Genomic DNA, 17,038 nt, shown 5'->3' on the forward strand with positions numbered 1-17,038 from the left:
TGGCCGCCCCTCGCCTTTCGCCGCGTGCCCCTGCCGTCGCCAGCGTCGAGGCCGCGGCCTCGGTGGCGGTCTCCCTCCGGACGACCGCCATGCCGCAAGCCCTCACCGCCGCCGACCGCCTGATGCAGCTCGCGCGGATCCTCCGCTTCGGCGCCTCGGGGCTATTTCTTGAGGTCGAGCAGATCCAGCGCCGCCGTCCCGCGGAAGCGGCGACGGGCCGGAGCGCGGACATCGCGCTGCTGGCGCTCGGGATGCACGAGGCGGCGCAGGAGCTGGACCGCCAGGCGGCGGATGCGGACCTGCAGGCCTATCTCGCGCACCGCGCCGCGGGCGGCGACGTGCTGCTGCTCCCCCTTGCAGTTGTCGTTCGCCAGCCGGAGCAGCCTCGGCCCGCGGCGAACGATGCCGGCACGCTGAAGCGCGTCATCCGCGCGGTTGGCCGCCTCTTCCGAAAGGCGGCCTGAAATGTCGGTGCCCGTGCACATCGTCGGCTCTGCCGTTCTCGTCCGCGATGATAGTAACTCGCGGATCGTGACAGCGTCTCTACTTGCTGTTGCGCGCCTGTGCACAGCTTCCCCCCATTGCGCCGGGCTTCACCGGCCGATCGCCTGCCCGCACCTTCCCCTCCGTTTCGACAACGGCGGGCAGGCGTCCCTCATTCCCCATCGCAGCGGTCGCAGGCTCACGCCTCCCGCCAGCGAGCGACCCGGCCGAGACCATCGCAATCTCGGACCCTCGGCCGGGTCGTCCCTTCTCCTGCGCGCCCGTCCCTGCCGCCAAGCCGGCGGTCGCGCTGTGTGTCGTGCGTACCCTCAAGAACTCCCTCTGCATGTCGGCTCCCTCCGTCCGTGGTCGCAAGTAACCACGGGTGGATTTGTGGATGTGCAAAAGGTTTTTGCGGAAAGCTCAAATGCCGGACGCTGACGTGATGCGGGCGCGGAGCGCCTTCGACGAGCTGCTGCGCTTCGAGACGCGCGGCCCAGGCGACACGGCCAACGCCATGCGCCGGATCGCGACGCGCGCCGCCATCCCCTTCGGGAAGCTGTGGGCGCTCCGGTACCGGCCCCCCAAGGAAATCGCCTCGCACATCCTCGCCCGGATCGAGGCCGCCCACGCCGCCGAATGCGAGCGGCAACTCAGGAGGCTCGCCCATGACGTCGAGGTCACCGCCGCGATCGCCGGGTCTGCGCACCCTGCTGTGGCTGAGGCTCAAGCTGTTCTTCGCGCGGCGGCAGGCCCTGCTCCGCGCCGTCCAGGACGGTCGCCCGCACCCGCACTGGTCCGTGCGGATGCTGCGCCGCGTGTGCCGGGCCCGCTGGGTTCGGCGGACCTGATCGACCTGCCGCTGTGGCGGGCCGCGAACGAGGAGGAGTGAACATGTCGGACGGGTCGCAGATCTACGCGAAGGCGGCGCCGAGCACGCTCGCGAGCGTGACGAAGGACCTGGGGGACACGCGCTCCCGGATGGATGACGCCGCCACGAGCCTTGAGGCGCTGGCTGACAAGCTGAGCGGTGCGGTCCCAGCGGGCGCCGATACCAGCAGCCTCAACGCCTCCGCCCAGCCGGCCGGGGCGGTGTCGGTGCTCGCTGCGCTCGTCGGCGGCCTCGCAACCCCCGCCATGCGCATCGAGCTGGCTGTCTCGCGCATCCAGTCCGCCATCGGCTGACCCGCCACCTTCGGGCGGCGATCGGCGCCGCTCGGCCACCTTCAGGAGCTGAGCATGGGTTGCGGACCGAAAGACCAGAGCGGCGACGTGGTGCCGTCGGACCAGGGCGTCGTCATCGGCAGCCCGCTCCCGCCGTTCTCGCCGACGCACGTCTCGCACAAGCAGGTCGAGGCCTACCCGATCGCGGCGGCCGAGTTCCGCGCTGACGGGTCGGGCCGCATTGCCTTGGTCGGCGGCACCGTCGTCGACGTCCCGGCCGGCTTCGCCTCGCGTGGCGCCCCGACCGAGGGCGACATGCTCGTCCGGTACGGCCCGGTCCCCGGGCAGAGCGACGGCTACCTCTCGCACTCGCCGCGCGCGGTGTTCGAGGACGGCTACTCGGCGATCGGGCCGGCCGAGCACCGCAAGTCCTACGAGGGCGGCGGCCGTGGGCTGACGTTCGGGCAAGCCCTGGAGCAGCTCAAGGCAGGCGACCGGATCGCCCGCGAAGGCTGGAACGGCAAGGGCATGTGGCTCGCGCTGTCCGGACCGCTGGCGGGCCGCGAGATCTCCTTCGAGAACTTCTGGTCGAAGCCGTGCAGCGAGTTCGCTCGCCTCAACGGCGGCTCCGCGACCGTCCTGCCCTGCATCAACATGAAGACCGCCACCGGCGAGATCCTCATGGGCTGGCTGGCTTCCCAGTCCGACATGCTCGCCGACGACTGGATGGTCGTCTCCGCCTGATCCCTTCTCCGGGCGGCGCGGCCGCTCGGCTCACCCTGAGGAGCCGTCATGCCCCAGTACACGAAGAAGCCGGTCACGATCGAAGCGGTGCAGTTCCTGGCTGGTGAGCAGCGGTCCGAGCTGGCCGCCGACGTGGCATCCGGCCGGGTGCGCTACGTCGAGGACGGCACCGCGCTCATCGACACGCTGGAAGGCTCCATGATCGCCTCGCCCGGCGACTGGATCATCCGCGGTGTGAAGGGCGAGCTGTACCCCTGCAAGCCGGACATCTTCGCGGCGTCCTACATGCCGGCGTCCCGCGAGCCCGACGCCACCGGCAAGCCGGCGATCACCCGCGCGGAGGCCGATGCCGGACTGTCGAACGCCCCGGCTCCGCGCGTCACCGTCGAGGACATGGAGGCCAAGGTCGCGAGCGCAGAGTACTTCCGCTCGAAGACGCTCACGATCTGCATACTGACGCTGGCCAACGGCTTCGCGATCGTCGGCAAATCGGCCTGCGCCTCGCCCGAGAACTACGACCAGGTCAAGGGCGAGCGGTACGCCTACGACGACGCATTTCGGCAGATCTGGGCGTTCGAGGGCTACCTCCTGCGCGAGCGTCTGACGGCGGCCGGGGCTGATCCGATCAGCGACCGCTCGCCCGTCGTCGAGGAGCCGCGCGTGCCCCGTCACGGCGGTCACGACCCGCGCCTGCCGGGCAACCGCCCGCACCCCTGAAACGAGAACCGCCCGGCCTGCGCGAACAGACCGGGCGGACGATGAAATCCCCTGCGACGGGTTGAGCTATGAAGGCCACAAGATCTTCCCCCGATCAAGTCTCGGCCGCTGATGGCGTCGCTGCGGATGAACTTCGACAGTTCATCGAGCGGCTGGAACGCCTAGAGGAGGAGAAGGCCGGCATCCTCGGCGACATCAAAGAGGTGTTCGCCGAAGCCAAGGGTCGCGGCTTTGACACGAAGGCGATGCGGACCATCCTCCGCATCCGCAAGCAGGATCACTCCGAGCGCCAGGAACAGGAGGCGATCCTCGATCTCTACATGCAGGCCCTCGGCATGCTGGCAGACACGCCGCTCGGCCGGGCCGCTGTGAGCCGGGAGTTCGCCGAGAGCCGGATAACGATCTCCGGGCCCGGCATGGAGCCGGTCGAGACCACCGGCGCCGGCCTCGCCCGCGCATCGGCCTCGCTCGGCGTCGAGGCGCACGCGCAGCGCAACCGCCGCGGCGGCTCTGCCGCGCGTCAGATCGACCTCGAAGACGCCATCGCAGCGAGCCGGTGACCGCCATGCGCCGCTCGCCCTCCTCTCATGGCCCCGTGTTCGCGCCGCCCGGCCGCCGCGTGGTCGATTCCGTGACCGTGCTCCTGCCGGTCCCGCCCTCGGTGAACGCCCTCTACCGGCACGGCCACGGCAAGGGGCCGCACCGGTCCGACGTCTACCGGGCCTGGATCGACGGCGCCGGCTGGCGTCTCCAGGCCCAGCGCCCGGGGCGCGTGCCGGGCCCCTACGTCCTGCTGCTGGCCGTGCCGCGCTCGTCCCGCATGGATCTCGACAACTCGGTCAAGGCGGTCTCCGACCTGCTCCAGCGGCACGGCGTCGTCGACAACGACCGGAACGCGGTCCGCGCGCTGCTGGAGTGGCACGCCGAGCACGACGAGGTCGCCGCCACGGTGCGCGGCCTGTCCGACGGCGCCGCCCTAGAGCCGATCGCCCCCGTGCGCCCTCCGCTGGAGGCGGTGGCATGACATGGCACCTCCCCATCCTCGCGGGCCGCGCGCTCTCCGGCAGCATCTCCCTCGTCGTGCGCGCCAGCGCCGATTCCTCGCGCCTCCGGAGGTCCGAGCCGTGACCCACCGCGAGAACAAGGCGCATGCGCTCTCCGAGCGCGGGAACGACCTCTACGAGACGCCGGCCGTGGCCGTGCGCGCGCTGATGGCGATCGAGTGGATGCCGCGGCGCATCTGGGAGCCGGCCTGCGGTCCTGGCGCCATCGTGCGCGAGTTGTGCGCGGGCGGGCACGAGGTGCTGGCCACCGACCTCGTCGACTATGGCTGGGAGGGGCAGTTCTCCGGCCGCGACTTCCTGAAGTTCGACGCGGCGCCCGAGGGCATCGACTGCATCGTCACGAACCCGCCCTATAAGGACGCCCGCGCCTTCGTGGAGCACGCGGTGCGGCTCTGCCCGCGCGTGATGATGCTGCTCCGGTTCTCGTTCTACGAGAGCATCTCCCGCGGCTCCATCCTCGACACCGGCACGCTGGCTCGGGTGCATTGCTTCCGCAAGCGCCTGCCGATGATGCACCGGGATGGCTGGGAGGGCCCGAAGGCGTCCTCGAACATGGCCTTCGCCTGGTTCGTCTGGGACCTCTCCCACCGCGGCCCGACGCAGCTCAGCCGCATGTCCTGGGAGGACTTCACCGAGGCCGACCATGCGCCCGGTCCGATGCCGATGGCGGCGGAGTAGCGGCCATGTCAGTGCAGGCACACGCATGGGCTAAGCGAGCCCGGACAGGCAGCGGGACCCTCAAGGCGGTCCTGGTGGCAATCGCTGACTACGCGGATGCGAACGGCCAAGCGTGGCCCTCGCAGGAGCAGCTTGCCGAGGACACCGAGTTCTCGGTCCGGGCTGTACGGAACGCCATCGCCGCTCTGGTCGACGCCGGTCTGGTCGAACGGCGGGAGCGTCGCCGCAAGGATGGCACCCGGGCCTCGGACATCCTGGTCCTGAGCATGGGCGAACCGCTCAACCGGCACGAGATGCCGGCTGATGGCGAGCAACCGGCACGTCGTTCCGATCAACCGGCACGTCGTTCCAAGCAAGCGGCACGAGGTGCCGGGCTCACTACGTTTGAACCGTCACTGAACCACCAAGGGAACCGCCAGGTCAGTGATGCTGCCCGCGGTGCGCGAGCGCTGGACGGTGGTGGCGAGCCAGCTGGCTCGAACGCCGACCTGATCGCGAAGGGCAAGGCTGACCGCTTCGCCGCTGTCGAGCGCGGCGTGGCGCTGATCTGCTCGAACACCTCCAGGCCGGTCGACCTCGCCCGCAAGCTCATGGGCCACTGGCTGTCGATCGCCCGGGACGAAGCGGTCTTCGTGCTGAGCGTCATCGAGGACGCTGACGGTCGCGAGCTCGCTGACTTCTCGAGCTGGGTCGAGATCCGCCTGCGGAAGCGCCGCGAGGATCAGGACCGCCTCCCGGCTCTTGGCCGCCCCGCTGACCGTCCGACCGGCCTCGCCGGCCGTCTGATCCGCCTCCACCAACAGTCCCAGCAGGGAGCTTTCGATGTCGAGCCGCCTTCCGTCGACGCTAACAGCCCCGCTGCCGAGCCAAGCCGTGGCCAGGATCGAGGCGTGGCATGGCTGTCTGGAGGGGCATCCCGTCCATCCGACGCGATACTGCGTGCGGCGGGACAGGGCGGTCACGACAGCCGAGCGTCGAGCGCTCTGCGACGTCTCCGAGCGGCTGGTGGCTGAGCTGGCCCCCTGGCGGGAGGAAGCGCGTGGACGCGAGGCAATCTCGCCGGACCGTGTGGCTGTCGACGCGATCGTGACCCGGGTGCTGCTCGGATTCGAGCAGGGGCGCGGACGCGACGACGAGGAGAACGACAAGCTCATCGCGGAGTACATCTCCGCGGTGAAAGGGCTCCCGCTGGCGGCGATTCACGCGGCGGCCGAGCGCTTCCGCTCGGGTGAGACGCTTCAGCCCTGGTCGAAGCGCTTTCGCCCCTCGCCGGCCGAGTTCGCCGCGGAGGTGCGCGAGGGCCTGATCCCGCTCCGAACGCAGCTCCTGCACATCCGGCGCGTGCTCGAGGCTGAGGTCTACGACGTGCCGACGGCGGAGCAGCGCGCGGAGGTCGCGAAGGTGGCCGAGGCGCATCTCCAGCGCATGCGCCAGACCGAGCCCGAGCGCCGGCGCGCCGAGACGCCGGCCGAGATCGCGCGGGCGCAGCGGGCGAAGCTGGACGAGGACCTCGCCCGGCTCCGCGCGACGGGGCACGGGCCCGACATCGGCCGGCTGATGGCCCACCTCGACCAGCGCCAGGGCCAGGCGGGAGGCGCGCGGTGAGCCGGCGCCCTGATCTCTGGAAGGCCGAGCTGCGCGACCGCGAGGCCGCGCGGAAGGCGGCAGACGCTGCCCGCGAGCCGCCGGCCGAGCACGTCTGCGCCGAGTGCGGCATCTTCGGCGCCTCATTCGGCTTCGGTGTCTTCCGGAATCGCAGCGACGGCATGTGGTCCTGCGGCGACCCGGAGTGCCGCGCGATCGTCGAGGCGCGCGTGGCGGTGCCGCCGATGCCGGCCGAGCCCGTTCGGGCCGATCCGCCGACGCCCGACCTGTTCAGCCGCTCGGCTGCCTGATCCCTATCGTCTGAGGACACATGCTCATGTCGGCGATCCTGATCATCTACCTCGCGACCGCGTCCGCTTCGACCGGCATGACGATGGCGACCGCAGAGTACGCCACGACCTCGGCGTGCGAGGAGGCCGGGAAACAGGCTGAGAAGCGCCTGGGCGGCTGGTACACGACGGTGCGCTGGTCCTGCTCTCCGAAGGGCGACGCTGGCCCGGCGGCGCCTCAGGCCCGGTGATCGCCATGAAGGCTCGCATCGCTCTGACGAAGCCCGAGGACGTCGAGGTCACCGTGGCGATCACGATGCCGCTGTCTCGGTGGAAGGATCTTCGAACGATGGTTCGGGAGCAGCCCATGCATACGGAGGCCGGCCGGCTGGCCGCGGTGATCCGCGACCTCGTGGACCGCGCGCAGGCCTCCTTCGAGGCCGAGACGGAATCGAACGGTCGGTAGGGGATTGCTGACCCGGTGCTGATGGCGAACCCGCTGAGGATCGAAGGTCCGGACCCGCCGGCCATGACGTGCGCGGACGTGGAGCGGTGGCTGGTGGCGGCGTTCATGGCCTTCACCAGCTCGGGCATCTTCAGCGTCCGGCTGAACCGGCTCCAGCCGAACGACCCGCAGGAGATGCGGGCAACCTTCGACTGGATCGTGTTCTCCGCCGAGGTCCTGGGCGTCGGAAGCCCGGAGCGGATCGCGCTCCTTACCTGGGCCCGGTCGAAGGCTCGGCGGCGGATCCGGCGGCACCGGCGGCTGCGGTTGCTGCGGGAGGTCCCGGGCGGCACCGTGACCGATTACTGCGCCGAGGTCGGGGTTCAGCGGCGCACCTTCGACCGGCGCCGGAAGCGCGCCTGCCACCGCCTCGCTGATGCATGGAACGCAAAGGTCACGGGCACGCCGGAGTGACGCAGGCATAGATCACGCTTGCGTGTGTCCAAAAACGGGACGCAGATCAGGTGTCACGGATCGACGGAAGGTCGACCGCCTCAAGGGGCACAACCGTGGCAGCGTCCAGGACCAAGGCCATCTCCCTTGCCGGCTCGCCGGCAACCCACACCCATGTGCGCTTCGCTCAGCCGGAGCGGCGCCGGGATCCGCGCGGCGACCGGTACGACCACGCTGGAGCCTTCGACCCGCGCACCGACCTGTCGAAGCCGGTCCGGGGCAGGCGCGGCCCGATCCAGACGGCGGCCGTCGCGGTCGACGATCCGTGGACGCCCGGCGGCCGCACGCTCGCCTCGGTCAACCGCCGCGTCGACGTGCTGGAGATGGAGCGCTCGCACGGGCGGCTCACGGTCTCGCAGTACGAGGTCGGGCGCCAGGTCCAGGCGATCTTCGAGCGCGCCTCCGGCGCCCGGCTCGGCTCCATGGACTTCGGCGTCCGCGGCTCGAAGGACATGACCATCGCGCACGAGCTGTCGGTCATCTACGCGATCGACGACGCCCGGCTGGTGGCGAAGCTGAAGGACAAGGTCGTCCGCGCGGTCGGCGTGCCCGGGGCCCGATTCCTCCACGAGGTGCTGACCGGCCGCCAGACCTTCGCCCAGTTCGCCGAGGCCCGCGGCAAGGGTGGCGACCGCGGCACGGCCTACATCGCCGAGCACTTCCGGATCCTGATGGAGAACCTCGACGAGGACTTCGCGGCCGAGGGCGTCGCGAATGTTCAGGAGCGGTTCTTCCAGGGCCAGAAGACCGGCGAGGAGACCGACGCGCGCGGGCGGGCCGTCCCGACCGGCCAGGGTCAGTACTGGGGCAGCGAGGAGGCCCGCTACGCCCCGCAGGCCAAGCCGGAGGTCCAGCGCGCCGTCGCCGGGCGCGGGCGGGTGCGGGACATTGTGGCGGCGCGCTGCCGGGTCGGTGGCGAGTGAGCGTGGCGCTCACCGGCGAGGAGCGGGCAGTCTTGGCGGAGCGTCTCGGGGCGGCTCACGTCGAGTTGGCCCCTTGCTTCGCCGCCGGCCAGGGGGCCGGGCGCCCCTATCAGATGTTCGCCCGCTGCACGGTCGGGGACTGGTCGAGGATGTTCATCATCTCCAGCGAGCACTCGCTGGCCCACCCTGGCGAGGCGCGCACGAATGCCCTCAAGATGTTCGTCTTCGGGTGCCTCGACGCCGCCCCTCACCTGTTCCCGGTCGCGGCCTGATGTGCGGCAGCCTCATCAGCCATTCGCCGCTCGGCTGGCGCCGGGTTGAGCGGCCGCGTGTCCGGTACGAGCGCCTCAACCGGTTCGCGGCCGACCGGATGCTCGCCGCGCGGTCGCCAGCAGCTCACCGCTTCTGGAAGCACGTCTCCGATTCCACGGTGACGATCGAGGAGACTTGGGTTCGCGACGAGGCTTTCTATGCCGCTTGGCGTGGACCGTACCCGCCAGCCGCGTGACACCGGCCGGCCGATGCGCCAGCATGGGCGCGTCGGAACGGAGGCAGACATGGGCTGGATTAAGGTCACACGGGCACCGGGCCCAACCTGGGTTAATATTGATCACATCATTAGAGTTGGCTCTTCTGGTCAGGGCGGCGCGATGATCTACACGACGGCAACCGACGAGAAGGGCACGTCGTATATCGCGGTTCGGGAAAGCTTGGATGAGGTGATGCGTCTGATCCAGGGAACCGGTGCCGAGTTGGTCCAGCCGATGCCTTGACCCGTCGGGCGAAACCCGGCAAAACGCCAACGTCGCGAGACACATGCCCGGGCCGCAAGGTGCCGGGCATTCTTGTGTCCGACGGTGGAATGTAGCTCAGCTGGTAGAGCACCGCCCTGTTAAGGCGAGGGTCGCAGGTTCGAACCCTGCCGTTCCAGCCATCTCTTCGAACCCGCTCAACAGCTTAGGCGTTGCTCCGGCAGACGCGGGCGGTGTTCCGTACTATCGTGGCTCCCATGATCCTGCCGACCGCGCCCTCGGGGGCACGATGAAGCCCTGGATGGTCTGGCCGCTCATGGCGGTCATCTCTGGGCTGTGCTGGATCGCCGGGAAAGCCTCCGAGTGCCCGGACGGGCAGATCGCAATCCGGCAGGGCTACGCGGTGGCCTGCGTTACCGGCAGTTGGCGGTAGACCCATGAGCGCCCACGCTATCGTCACCGCGATCGAGGAGGAGAGCCTCGCGCTCTGCCGCCTGCGCGCGACCGGGCGGCAGGACGTCGACCTCGCCGCGCGCGACCATCACTGCCGGCGCATCCGGTCGCTGATCCGCCAGCTTCGGCCGCTGATCGGGACCGTGGAAAAGCGCACCTTCGGCCTGTCCGGGCGGAGCGAGAAGGGCAAGCCGTTCACCGTCGCGAGGCGGCGTCGGGCGGCCTGATTTGTAGGTCGATGCGGAATTACCAAGACATTTCCGCAAGAACCGCCCCGTCAGCGTAAATAGCGCACTAAAATGAGTGACTTACCCGCGATTTCAGGGTCGCGGCGAACCGCTCGCGCCCGGGGCAGAATAAAAACCCAAGAGGCCGCGAAGGCGGTTCTGGCCACCCGGGCGGTGGCCTACCTCCGGGTCTCGACCGACGAGCAGGCCGCTCACGGTTTCGGGCTTGAGACGCAGGAGCGAGCCCTCCGCGCCTTCGCCGAGAGCCAGGCCTACGAGCTCGTCGCGGTCATCACCGACGCGGGCGTGTCCGGCGCAACCCGGCCCGCCGACCGCGCTGGCTTCGGGGAGGTCCTGCAGCTCGCGGCCGACGGGAAGTTCTCGGTGCTGCTGGTCTACCGGTTCGACCGGCTCGCCCGCGAGATCCGGTACGCCGTCACCACCGTGGCGGATCTGGCCGAGACGCACGAGGTCGGCATCCGGTCTGTCACCGAGCCGATCGACACGGCGACGCCGATGGGGCGCACCGTGTTCGCGATCCTCGCCGGCATGGCGGAATCGGAGCGGTTCACGATCCGGGACCGGACCGCGGGCGGGAAGCTGGCCAAGGCCGGCCGCGGCGGCTTCGCCGGGGGCCGGGTCCCCTATGGCTACGCCACCGACCGCGCCGGCGGCCTCGTCATCGTTCCAGAGCAGGCGGCGGTCGTCCGGCGGATCTTCCGGGAGCGGGGCCGCGGCAGGCGCCCGCGGGCGACTCTCCAGGCCATCGCCGAGGGGCTGAACCGCGACGGCATCCCTTCCCCGACCGGCCGCCGGTGGCGGCACGACACGGTCGGCTACGTCCTCGACAACCCGAAGTACCGCGGGGCGGTCGAGTACCTCTTCACCTGGACCGGCGCCGAGCAACACGTGCTCCAGCCCGGGACCCACGAAGCCATCATCGGCTGACGCGAGACCCCCACATGGACAAGCACTACCAGGCCGCCCTCCACCGGGCGTCGATCTCTGCTGCCTGGAACGCGATCGCGCCCAAGCGCATCGCCGCGATCCGGTACGGCGCCGATGCCATCCACGTGCTGCACCCGACCAAGGGCTGGCGCCGGATCTCGCACAAGCGCCTCGGCATCGCGTGACCGCACGCCCCGACTTCACCCCGGCCGACGCGGACCGGGCGCTTCGCCATGCGCAGCGCCTCCAGCGCGACCCGGCGGCCCAGGCCTACGGCGACCAGCTGCGCCGGCAGGGCATCATCGGCCACCCGGACGCGACACCGCTCCCGGTCGAGACCCCGTACGACGAGGCCCGGGCCGGCGAGTTCGAGGTCCGCCGCTCCATGGCGATGAGGAACGCCCGCCCATGCTGATGCATGTCGTTCGGTTCGGCGCCGGCCGCTTCCGCCGCTACCTCGCACAGGCCGACACGGTCGGTGCCCATGAGAACGGCCACCGACCGTTCGTGTGGACGAAGGATCTGGCCCGGGCCGAGAAGTTCTCCTCGGCCGAGAGCGCCCGCGCCTTCGCGCAGAAGCATCTTGGCCACACCGAGTTCGAGGTCGGCGTTGCGCCGTCCTTCGGGCTGCCGACCGATGATCTCGGCGGTTCGCCCGTCGCCATGCGGGCCAGCGCCTGATGTTCGAGCTGTTCGACGTCTGTCGGGACCGCGAAGGCCGCATCGTCGGCATCGACATCGGCCTCGGCCCGATTGTGTTCCTGGTCGTCTTCGTGGCGTTCATGATGAAGTGGAGCGCGTGCTGATGCCCCGCCTCTGCGCCGCGATCTTGCTGGCCGGCATCGCCGCGGCGGCCCTCCGCCCGCGTCGGTCCGCCGCCTTCATGATGGTCCGCCCGGCCGCCCCCGCCGACGTGCGCGTCATGGCCGAGCGCCTGACGCTGCTCTTCGGCGACATGCCGTCTCGGGCGAAGCACTGATGCGCGGCGTCGTCGGTCTCCGGCACGCCGCCGGCATCCTCCTGGTCCTGGCGCTCGGCTGGGGCTGGGTGTGGGTGTTCGATCGCCCCGCGCAGGCCGCGACGCTCGGCTACCGCATCAAGGTCCGTGCCTGCCGCGGCTCCGACTGCCGCCTGCTCCCGGTCTCCGGCCGGCGCTGGATCGGCCGGTTCGCCTGCGAGGGCCACGCCTCCACCATCGAGCAGTTCGGCGAGGCCCCGCGCGGCCGCACGTTGTCGGTGCGCTGCGTGGCGGTCGAGGGAATGACGGGGGCCTGATGGCGAAGACGTTCTTCACGACCGAGGAGCTGCTCCGCTCTCAGGCCGAGATGGGCGATCGGCTCCGGCGCCTGCGCGAGGACAACCTCGCGAGCACGCTGTTCGGCCACACCACCTCGCAGACATCCGACGCCTTCGAATTCCGCACCATGCGGCCCGCCGAGGCCCGGCAGCCCTCGCGCTTCGACGGCATCGAGGTGGTCGACCTTCAGCCCGGCGCCGATGGCGTCTGGTCCGTCCCGGAAGAGATGCTGCCGTTCGTGCGGGCCCTCTGATGCTCGCCCGCCCTCGCCCGCCGGAGCGCCTCCTCGGCCAGGAAGGCGCCCTCACGGCGGTACCGTTCGAGCCGGCGCCCGAGCTGGACACCTGGGCGCGCGCCGCCTTCGTCAGCGAGGACGCGGTGCTGCTGAACGAGGAGCACGCGCACCTCCGCGAGGCGACGCTCGGCTTCATGTGGACGTCGGTGCCGAACGCGCGCGGCGGAAACGGCGTCGTCGGGCAGGCCGAGATCCCCTCCATCCAGGGCGGGAAGTGGGCCCGGGCGCGGTTCTTCCAGCAGGTCGAAGCGTGGTTCGGCCTCGTTCCGGATTTCATGATCACGCTCGACGCCGGCTTCGCGGACCAGGCCGACGACGCCACGTTCTGCTCCCTCGTCGAGCACGAGCTCTACCACTGCGCGCAGGCGAAGGACGCCTATGGCGCCCCGCGGTTCTCGAAGCAGACGGGGCGTCCGATCTTCACGATGCGTGGCCACGACGTCGAGGAGTTCGTCGGCGTCGTCGCCCGCTACGGCGTCGGTGCGGCGGCGGGCCAGACCGCGGCGCTGGTCGAGGCGGCCAACCGGCCCCCGATCGTGTGCGAGGCGGACATCGTCGGCGCCTGCGGCACCTGCGGGCGCCGGGTTTGATCCTGAATTGACGGATTCGCGACTGTGTCGACGCTCTCCGACGAGGTGAAAACCTTCATCGTTCAGCAGCTTGCGTGCTTCGACCCGCCCTCCGTGGTGGTGAAGGCGGTCAAGGCTGAGTTCGCCGAGACGGTCTCGCCGCAGCAGGTCGAGGCGTACAATCCGGAGCGGCGCGCCGGGCAGGGCCTGAGCGAGCAGTACCGCGAGGTGTTCCGCGTCACCCGGGAGCAGTTCCTGGACAACGCGGCGGCGATCGGCATCTCGCACCGTGTGACCCGGCTGCGCGCGCTGCAGCGCCTCGCCGAGCGGGCCGAGACGCAAGGCAACATCGCGCTCGCCGCCCAGCTCCTGGCCCAGGCCGCGAAGGAGGTCGGGGGCGTCTTCACCAACAAGCGGGAGAACGAGCTGACCGGCAAGGACGGCGCGCCGCTGGTCGACGGCGGGATCACCGTCGCGTTCGTCCGGGCGGCGCCCGTCGATGCGGGTTGAGTTCCCGGAGAAGCTCGACTTCCTGTTCGAGCCGGCCCGCTACAAGGTCGCGTACGGTGGCCGCGGCGGGGCGAAATCCTGGGGGTTCGGCCGGGCGCTCGTGATCCTCGGCGCCCAGCGCAAGCTCCGCGTGCTCTGCGCCCGCGAGTTCCAGAACAGCATCGCGGAATCGGCGCACGCGCTCCTCGTGCAGCAGATCGACCTCCTCGGGCTGTCGCACCTCTACGACACGCAGGAGAAGCGGATCCTCGGGACCAACGGGACCGAGTTCATCTTCAAGGGCCTCCGGCACAACGTCGCCTCGGTGAAGTCGACCGAGGGCGTGGACGTATGCTGGGTCGAGGAGGCCCGCACGGTCTCGAAGACGTCCTGGGACGTGCTGATCCCGACCATCCGCAAGGAAGGCTCGGAGATCTGGATCAGCTTCAACACCGAGCTGGAGGAGGACGAGACCTACCAGCGCTTCGTGAAGAAGCCGCCGACCGGCGCGCGGGTCGTGAAGATCGGCTGGGAGGACAACCCGTGGTTCCCCGACGTGCTCCGGCAGGAGGCGTTGGACCTGAAGGAGCGCGACCCGGTCGCCTATGAGACGGTCTGGGGCGGCAACTGCAAGCAGGTCCTCGACGGGGCGATCTACACCCACGAGATCCTGGCCGCGACGCGGGCGGGCCGGTTCCGGAAGGTCGAGTTCGACCCGACCAAGCCGGTGCACACGTTCTGGGATCTGGGCCGGGCCGACAAGACGAGCATCTGGTTCGCCCAGCAGGTCGGCTTCGAGTTCCGGCTGATCGACTTCTACGAGAACCGCGGCTTCGCGCTTCAGCACTACCTCGACGTGCTGGCGGCCCGGACCGCCGAGCAGGGCTACGTCTACGGGGAGCACTGGCTCCCGCACGACGCGCAGAACGAGCTCCTCGCCTCCGAGCGCACGATCGAGCAGCAGATGTGGGCCGCCGGGCACGAGGTGCGGATCACGCCGCGCCTGACCGTGGCGGCCGGCATCGACGCGGCCCGCCAGCTCTTCGCGCGGTGCTGGTTCGATGAGGAGCGGTGCGCGGACGGCCTGCAGGCGCTCCGGAACTACCGGTACGACGTCGACCCAAACACGCAGGCCTTCTCGAAGAACCCGCTGCACGATTGGGCGAGCCACGCGGCCGACGCCTTCCGCTACTTCGCCGTCGCCATCGCCGAGCCCCGCCCGGACGATCCGCCGGTGAACACCCCGAACGATCGCTACGACCGGCGCCGTCGCCGCGAGCGCGCTGAGACCACGCAAGGCACCGGATGGGCGGCATGACCGAGACCGACGCGCCGGCCGACGAGGCCGTCTCGCCCGAGGAGCAGGAGCAGCTCGACCGGGACGCCCTGTTCCGCAAGCTGCGAGCGTGGTTCCGCGCGGACCGGGACGCCTCGTCGAAGTGGCGGGCCGACGCGCGCGAGGACTTCGACTTCGTTGCGGGCCACCAGTGGTCGGCCGCCGACGAGGCCGTGCTGAAGGAGCAGGGCCGGCCGCCGATCACGTTCAACCGCGTCCTGCCGGTCATCAAGGCGGTCGCGGGCTCCGAGGTCTCGACCCGCCAGGACATCCAGTACCTGCCGCGCGAGGTCGGCGACGCGGCGCTGAACGAGGTGCTCACCGAGGCCTCCCGCTACCTCGCGGACGAGGCCGACGCGGAGGACGAGGAGAGCGACGCCTTCGTGGATGCCGTGATCTGCGGCGTCGGCGTGATCGAGCAGCGGCTGGACTACGAGATCAACCCGGACGGCGCCTACGTCGAGGACCGGGTCAACCCGCTCGAGATGTTCTGGGACCACACCGCGACGAAGCGCGGGCTCTCCGACGCGCGCCGTGTGTTTCGGGCGAAGACGATGGATCGGGCCGAGGCCGAGGGCCTGTTCCCCGACGCCGACCCGTCCGACCTCGACGCCGCCTGGGCGGAGGATCGCGACGGCGCCGAGCCGCACCACCAACTCCAGCCGGGCGAGCACCGCATGGACCGTCGCGAGGCGGCCGACGCCGGCACGGACCGTGTCACCATCGTCGAGGTGCAGTGGTGGGAGCGGAAGAAGGTCGCGATCGTCATCGACCCGCAGACCGGCGAGCCGATGGACATGGACCCGGCCCAGGCGAAGGTGCTGATGCAGCGCGCCGCCGCCATGGGCATGCCGCCCGTGCAGGTGTTCCACCAGATGAAGCGCGTCTACCGGCGCGCGTTCCTCGGCGCGACCGTGCTGGAGGAGGGCCCGGCCCCGGCCGGCGACCGCTTCTCCTACGCCTTCCTCACGGGTGACCGGGACCAGAACAAGGGCTCGTGGTTCGGGATCGTGCGTCCGATGCGCGACCCGCAGCGCTTCGCCAACAAGTGGCTGAGCCAGACCATGGACATGCTCAACCGGCAGTCCAAGGGCGGCCACTTCGCCGAGACCTCGGCGGTGAAGGACGTCCGGCAGTTCGAGACCTCCGCGGCCAAGCCCGGCGCCACAACCTGGGTGAACCCGGGCGCGCTGCGCTCGGGCGCGATCAAGGAGAAGCCCCTGCCGGTCCTGCCCGCCGGGCACTGGCAGATGATGGAGTTCGCGATCGGCTCCATCCGCGATTCCTCGGGCGTGAACCTGGAGCTGCTCGGCCAGCAGCAGAACGACCAGGCCGGGATCCTGGAGTACCACCGCAAGCAGGCGGCGATGAACATCCTCGCCACCGCGTTCAACGCGCTGCGGCGGGCCCGGAAGCACATCGGCCGAGTGCGGCTCTACTTCATCCAGCGCTACCTCTCCGACGGTCGCCTCGTGCGGATCACCGGGCCGGCCGGCCAGAAGGTCATCCCGCTCCTGCGCGACCAGACCGCGGGCGACTTCGACGTGATCATCGACGAGGCCCCCTCCTCGCCGAACCAGCAGCAGGTCGTTTGGCAGACCTTCGTGTCGGTGCTGCCGATCATCCGGGACATGATCACCCCGCAGGTGCTCCTCGAGGTCCTGCCCTACTCGCCGTTCCCGGACAGCTTCGTCTCGAAGATGCGCGAGCTGCTCGCGACCCAGCAGCAGGACCCGCAGGCGCAGCAGCAGAAGCAGATCGCCATGCAGCAGGCGCTCACGGCGATCGAGGAGAAGGCCGCCGGCGCCGATCTGAAGCGCGCCCAGGCCGAGCACCAGCGCTCGCTCAGCACGTACGACAAGGTCGACACGGTCGGGCGCACCCTGGAGATCGCGCACGGCACCCAGCAGACGTCGCAGGGGGCGGCGCCCTCGTCCGAGCAGCACCGGCACGCCTCACCGGCCCCGACGCCGCTCCCCGTGGACCGGGCGCCCTTCGCGATGCTGCCGCCGCCCGCCGCCGGGCCCGAGCAGTACCCGACCCAGGTCGGCTTCTAACCCGCAGGCC

30 protein-coding genes, 1 tRNA gene and 1 pseudogene are annotated in these 17,038 nt (G+C 70.5%); all 32 read left to right on the top strand.

Annotated features, from left to right (window positions below; all coding sequences use genetic code 11):
- Positions 1–89 precede the first annotated feature (89 nt).
- The 32 genes and pseudogenes from ACX9MN_RS21800 to ACX9MN_RS21955 all read left to right on the top strand — a co-directional run bounded on the left by ACX9MN_RS21800 (position 90) and on the right by ACX9MN_RS21955 (position 17,028).
- Entirely contained in the window at positions 90–464 is a 375-nt protein-coding gene (locus ACX9MN_RS21800) for a hypothetical protein (protein WP_489725417.1), read from the top strand.
- Between the two features lie 446 nt (positions 465–910).
- Entirely contained in the window at positions 911–1,375 is a 465-nt protein-coding gene (locus ACX9MN_RS21805; RefSeq protein WP_489725418.1) for a hypothetical protein, read from the top strand.
- Complete coding sequence (locus ACX9MN_RS21810; RefSeq protein ID WP_489725419.1) at positions 1,372–1,668, top strand: hypothetical protein; 297 nt, start codon at positions 1,372–1,374, stop codon at positions 1,666–1,668. The genes ACX9MN_RS21805 and ACX9MN_RS21810 overlap by 4 nt, the downstream gene beginning before the upstream one ends.
- A 54-nt stretch (positions 1,669–1,722) precedes the next feature.
- Positions 1,723–2,391, top strand: a complete 669-nt coding sequence (locus tag ACX9MN_RS21815; protein WP_489725420.1) for a DUF2829 domain-containing protein — start codon at positions 1,723–1,725, stop codon at positions 2,389–2,391.
- Positions 2,392–2,439: 48 nt separating this feature from the next.
- The gene (locus tag ACX9MN_RS21820) at positions 2,440–3,108 is read left to right on the top strand and encodes a Gp49 family protein (RefSeq protein ID WP_489725421.1); all 669 of its coding nucleotides are present in this window, start codon (positions 2,440–2,442) and stop codon (positions 3,106–3,108) included.
- Between the two features lie 68 nt (positions 3,109–3,176).
- Positions 3,177–3,446, top strand: a pseudogene (locus tag ACX9MN_RS21825) (DUF2312 domain-containing protein); the annotation flags it as partial.
- A 227-nt stretch (positions 3,447–3,673) separates the two neighbouring features.
- Positions 3,674–4,132, top strand: a complete 459-nt coding sequence (locus ACX9MN_RS21830; RefSeq protein ID WP_489725422.1) for a RusA family crossover junction endodeoxyribonuclease — start codon at positions 3,674–3,676, stop codon at positions 4,130–4,132.
- A 100-nt stretch (positions 4,133–4,232) separates the two neighbouring features.
- Positions 4,233–4,850: a TRM11 family methyltransferase gene (locus ACX9MN_RS21835; protein ID WP_489725423.1), complete on the top strand. Its 618-nt coding sequence runs from the start codon at positions 4,233–4,235 to the stop codon at positions 4,848–4,850.
- Between the two features lie 5 nt (positions 4,851–4,855).
- On the top strand, positions 4,856–5,863 hold the full coding sequence (locus ACX9MN_RS21840; RefSeq protein ID WP_489725424.1) for a helix-turn-helix domain-containing protein: 1,008 nt from the start codon (positions 4,856–4,858) through the stop codon (positions 5,861–5,863).
- Positions 5,864–5,918: 55 nt separating this feature from the next.
- Positions 5,919–6,455 carry a hypothetical protein gene (locus ACX9MN_RS21845; protein ID WP_489725425.1) on the top strand — a complete coding sequence of 179 codons (537 nt, stop codon included), beginning with the start codon at positions 5,919–5,921 and terminating at the stop codon, positions 6,453–6,455.
- Complete coding sequence (locus ACX9MN_RS21850) at positions 6,452–6,745, top strand: hypothetical protein (protein WP_489725426.1); 294 nt, start codon at positions 6,452–6,454, stop codon at positions 6,743–6,745. Before ACX9MN_RS21845 ends, ACX9MN_RS21850 begins: the two co-directional genes overlap by 4 nt.
- A gap of 26 nt (positions 6,746–6,771) precedes the next feature.
- Positions 6,772–6,975 carry a hypothetical protein gene (locus ACX9MN_RS21855; protein ID WP_489725427.1) on the top strand — a complete coding sequence of 68 codons (204 nt, stop codon included), beginning with the start codon at positions 6,772–6,774 and terminating at the stop codon, positions 6,973–6,975.
- A 5-nt stretch (positions 6,976–6,980) separates the two neighbouring features.
- On the top strand, positions 6,981–7,190 hold the full coding sequence (locus ACX9MN_RS21860) for a hypothetical protein (RefSeq protein ID WP_489725428.1): 210 nt from the start codon (positions 6,981–6,983) through the stop codon (positions 7,188–7,190).
- Positions 7,191–7,253: 63 nt separating this feature from the next.
- Positions 7,254–7,643: a hypothetical protein gene (locus ACX9MN_RS21865; RefSeq protein ID WP_447715184.1), complete on the top strand. Its 390-nt coding sequence runs from the start codon at positions 7,254–7,256 to the stop codon at positions 7,641–7,643.
- Between the two features lie 95 nt (positions 7,644–7,738).
- Complete coding sequence (locus ACX9MN_RS21870) at positions 7,739–8,605, top strand: hypothetical protein (RefSeq protein ID WP_489725429.1); 867 nt, start codon at positions 7,739–7,741, stop codon at positions 8,603–8,605.
- A gap of 32 nt (positions 8,606–8,637) precedes the next feature.
- The gene (locus ACX9MN_RS21875) at positions 8,638–8,877 is read left to right on the top strand and encodes a hypothetical protein (protein ID WP_489725430.1); all 240 of its coding nucleotides are present in this window, start codon (positions 8,638–8,640) and stop codon (positions 8,875–8,877) included.
- A gap of 198 nt (positions 8,878–9,075) precedes the next feature.
- Positions 9,076–9,378 (top strand): hypothetical protein, encoded by a 303-nt coding sequence (locus tag ACX9MN_RS21880; RefSeq protein WP_489725431.1) that lies wholly within the window; start codon positions 9,076–9,078, stop codon positions 9,376–9,378.
- A gap of 85 nt (positions 9,379–9,463) precedes the next feature.
- Positions 9,464–9,539, top strand: a tRNA-Asn gene (locus ACX9MN_RS21885).
- Positions 9,540–9,646: 107 nt separating this feature from the next.
- A complete protein-coding gene (locus ACX9MN_RS21890; protein ID WP_489725432.1) occupies positions 9,647–9,790 on the top strand; it encodes a hypothetical protein in 144 nt (47 codons plus the stop codon).
- A gap of 4 nt (positions 9,791–9,794) precedes the next feature.
- Positions 9,795–10,037, top strand: a complete 243-nt coding sequence (locus ACX9MN_RS21895; RefSeq protein ID WP_489725433.1) for a hypothetical protein — start codon at positions 9,795–9,797, stop codon at positions 10,035–10,037.
- 174 nt (positions 10,038–10,211) lie between these two features.
- A complete protein-coding gene (locus ACX9MN_RS21900) occupies positions 10,212–10,985 on the top strand; it encodes a recombinase family protein (protein WP_489725434.1) in 774 nt (257 codons plus the stop codon).
- Positions 10,986–10,999: 14 nt separating this feature from the next.
- Entirely contained in the window at positions 11,000–11,170 is a 171-nt protein-coding gene (locus tag ACX9MN_RS21905; RefSeq protein WP_489725435.1) for a hypothetical protein, read from the top strand.
- On the top strand, positions 11,167–11,400 hold the full coding sequence (locus ACX9MN_RS21910; RefSeq protein WP_489725436.1) for a hypothetical protein: 234 nt from the start codon (positions 11,167–11,169) through the stop codon (positions 11,398–11,400). The genes ACX9MN_RS21905 and ACX9MN_RS21910 overlap by 4 nt, the downstream gene beginning before the upstream one ends.
- Entirely contained in the window at positions 11,394–11,666 is a 273-nt protein-coding gene (locus ACX9MN_RS21915) for a hypothetical protein (protein ID WP_489725437.1), read from the top strand. Before ACX9MN_RS21910 ends, ACX9MN_RS21915 begins: the two co-directional genes overlap by 7 nt.
- Complete coding sequence (locus ACX9MN_RS21920; RefSeq protein ID WP_489725438.1) at positions 11,666–11,791, top strand: hypothetical protein; 126 nt, start codon at positions 11,666–11,668, stop codon at positions 11,789–11,791. Before ACX9MN_RS21915 ends, ACX9MN_RS21920 begins: the two co-directional genes overlap by 1 nt.
- Positions 11,791–11,964, top strand: a complete 174-nt coding sequence (locus ACX9MN_RS21925) for a hypothetical protein (protein ID WP_489725439.1) — start codon at positions 11,791–11,793, stop codon at positions 11,962–11,964. The genes ACX9MN_RS21920 and ACX9MN_RS21925 overlap by 1 nt, the downstream gene beginning before the upstream one ends.
- Entirely contained in the window at positions 11,964–12,260 is a 297-nt protein-coding gene (locus tag ACX9MN_RS21930) for a hypothetical protein (RefSeq protein ID WP_489725440.1), read from the top strand. The genes ACX9MN_RS21925 and ACX9MN_RS21930 overlap by 1 nt, the downstream gene beginning before the upstream one ends.
- Positions 12,260–12,535 carry a hypothetical protein gene (locus ACX9MN_RS21935; protein WP_489725441.1) on the top strand — a complete coding sequence of 92 codons (276 nt, stop codon included), beginning with the start codon at positions 12,260–12,262 and terminating at the stop codon, positions 12,533–12,535. Before ACX9MN_RS21930 ends, ACX9MN_RS21935 begins: the two co-directional genes overlap by 1 nt.
- Entirely contained in the window at positions 12,535–13,167 is a 633-nt protein-coding gene (locus tag ACX9MN_RS21940; protein WP_489725442.1) for a putative metallopeptidase, read from the top strand. The genes ACX9MN_RS21935 and ACX9MN_RS21940 overlap by 1 nt, the downstream gene beginning before the upstream one ends.
- A gap of 24 nt (positions 13,168–13,191) precedes the next feature.
- Positions 13,192–13,656: a DUF2280 domain-containing protein gene (locus ACX9MN_RS21945; protein WP_489725443.1), complete on the top strand. Its 465-nt coding sequence runs from the start codon at positions 13,192–13,194 to the stop codon at positions 13,654–13,656.
- Positions 13,646–14,953 (top strand): PBSX family phage terminase large subunit, encoded by a 1,308-nt coding sequence (locus tag ACX9MN_RS21950; protein WP_489725444.1) that lies wholly within the window; start codon positions 13,646–13,648, stop codon positions 14,951–14,953. The genes ACX9MN_RS21945 and ACX9MN_RS21950 overlap by 11 nt, the downstream gene beginning before the upstream one ends.
- Positions 14,950–17,028: a portal protein gene (locus tag ACX9MN_RS21955; RefSeq protein WP_489725445.1), complete on the top strand. Its 2,079-nt coding sequence runs from the start codon at positions 14,950–14,952 to the stop codon at positions 17,026–17,028. Before ACX9MN_RS21950 ends, ACX9MN_RS21955 begins: the two co-directional genes overlap by 4 nt.
- The last annotated feature ends 10 nt before the right edge of the window (positions 17,029–17,038 follow it).

The sequence above is a fragment of the Methylobacterium sp. 1A genome (assembly GCF_058072805.1).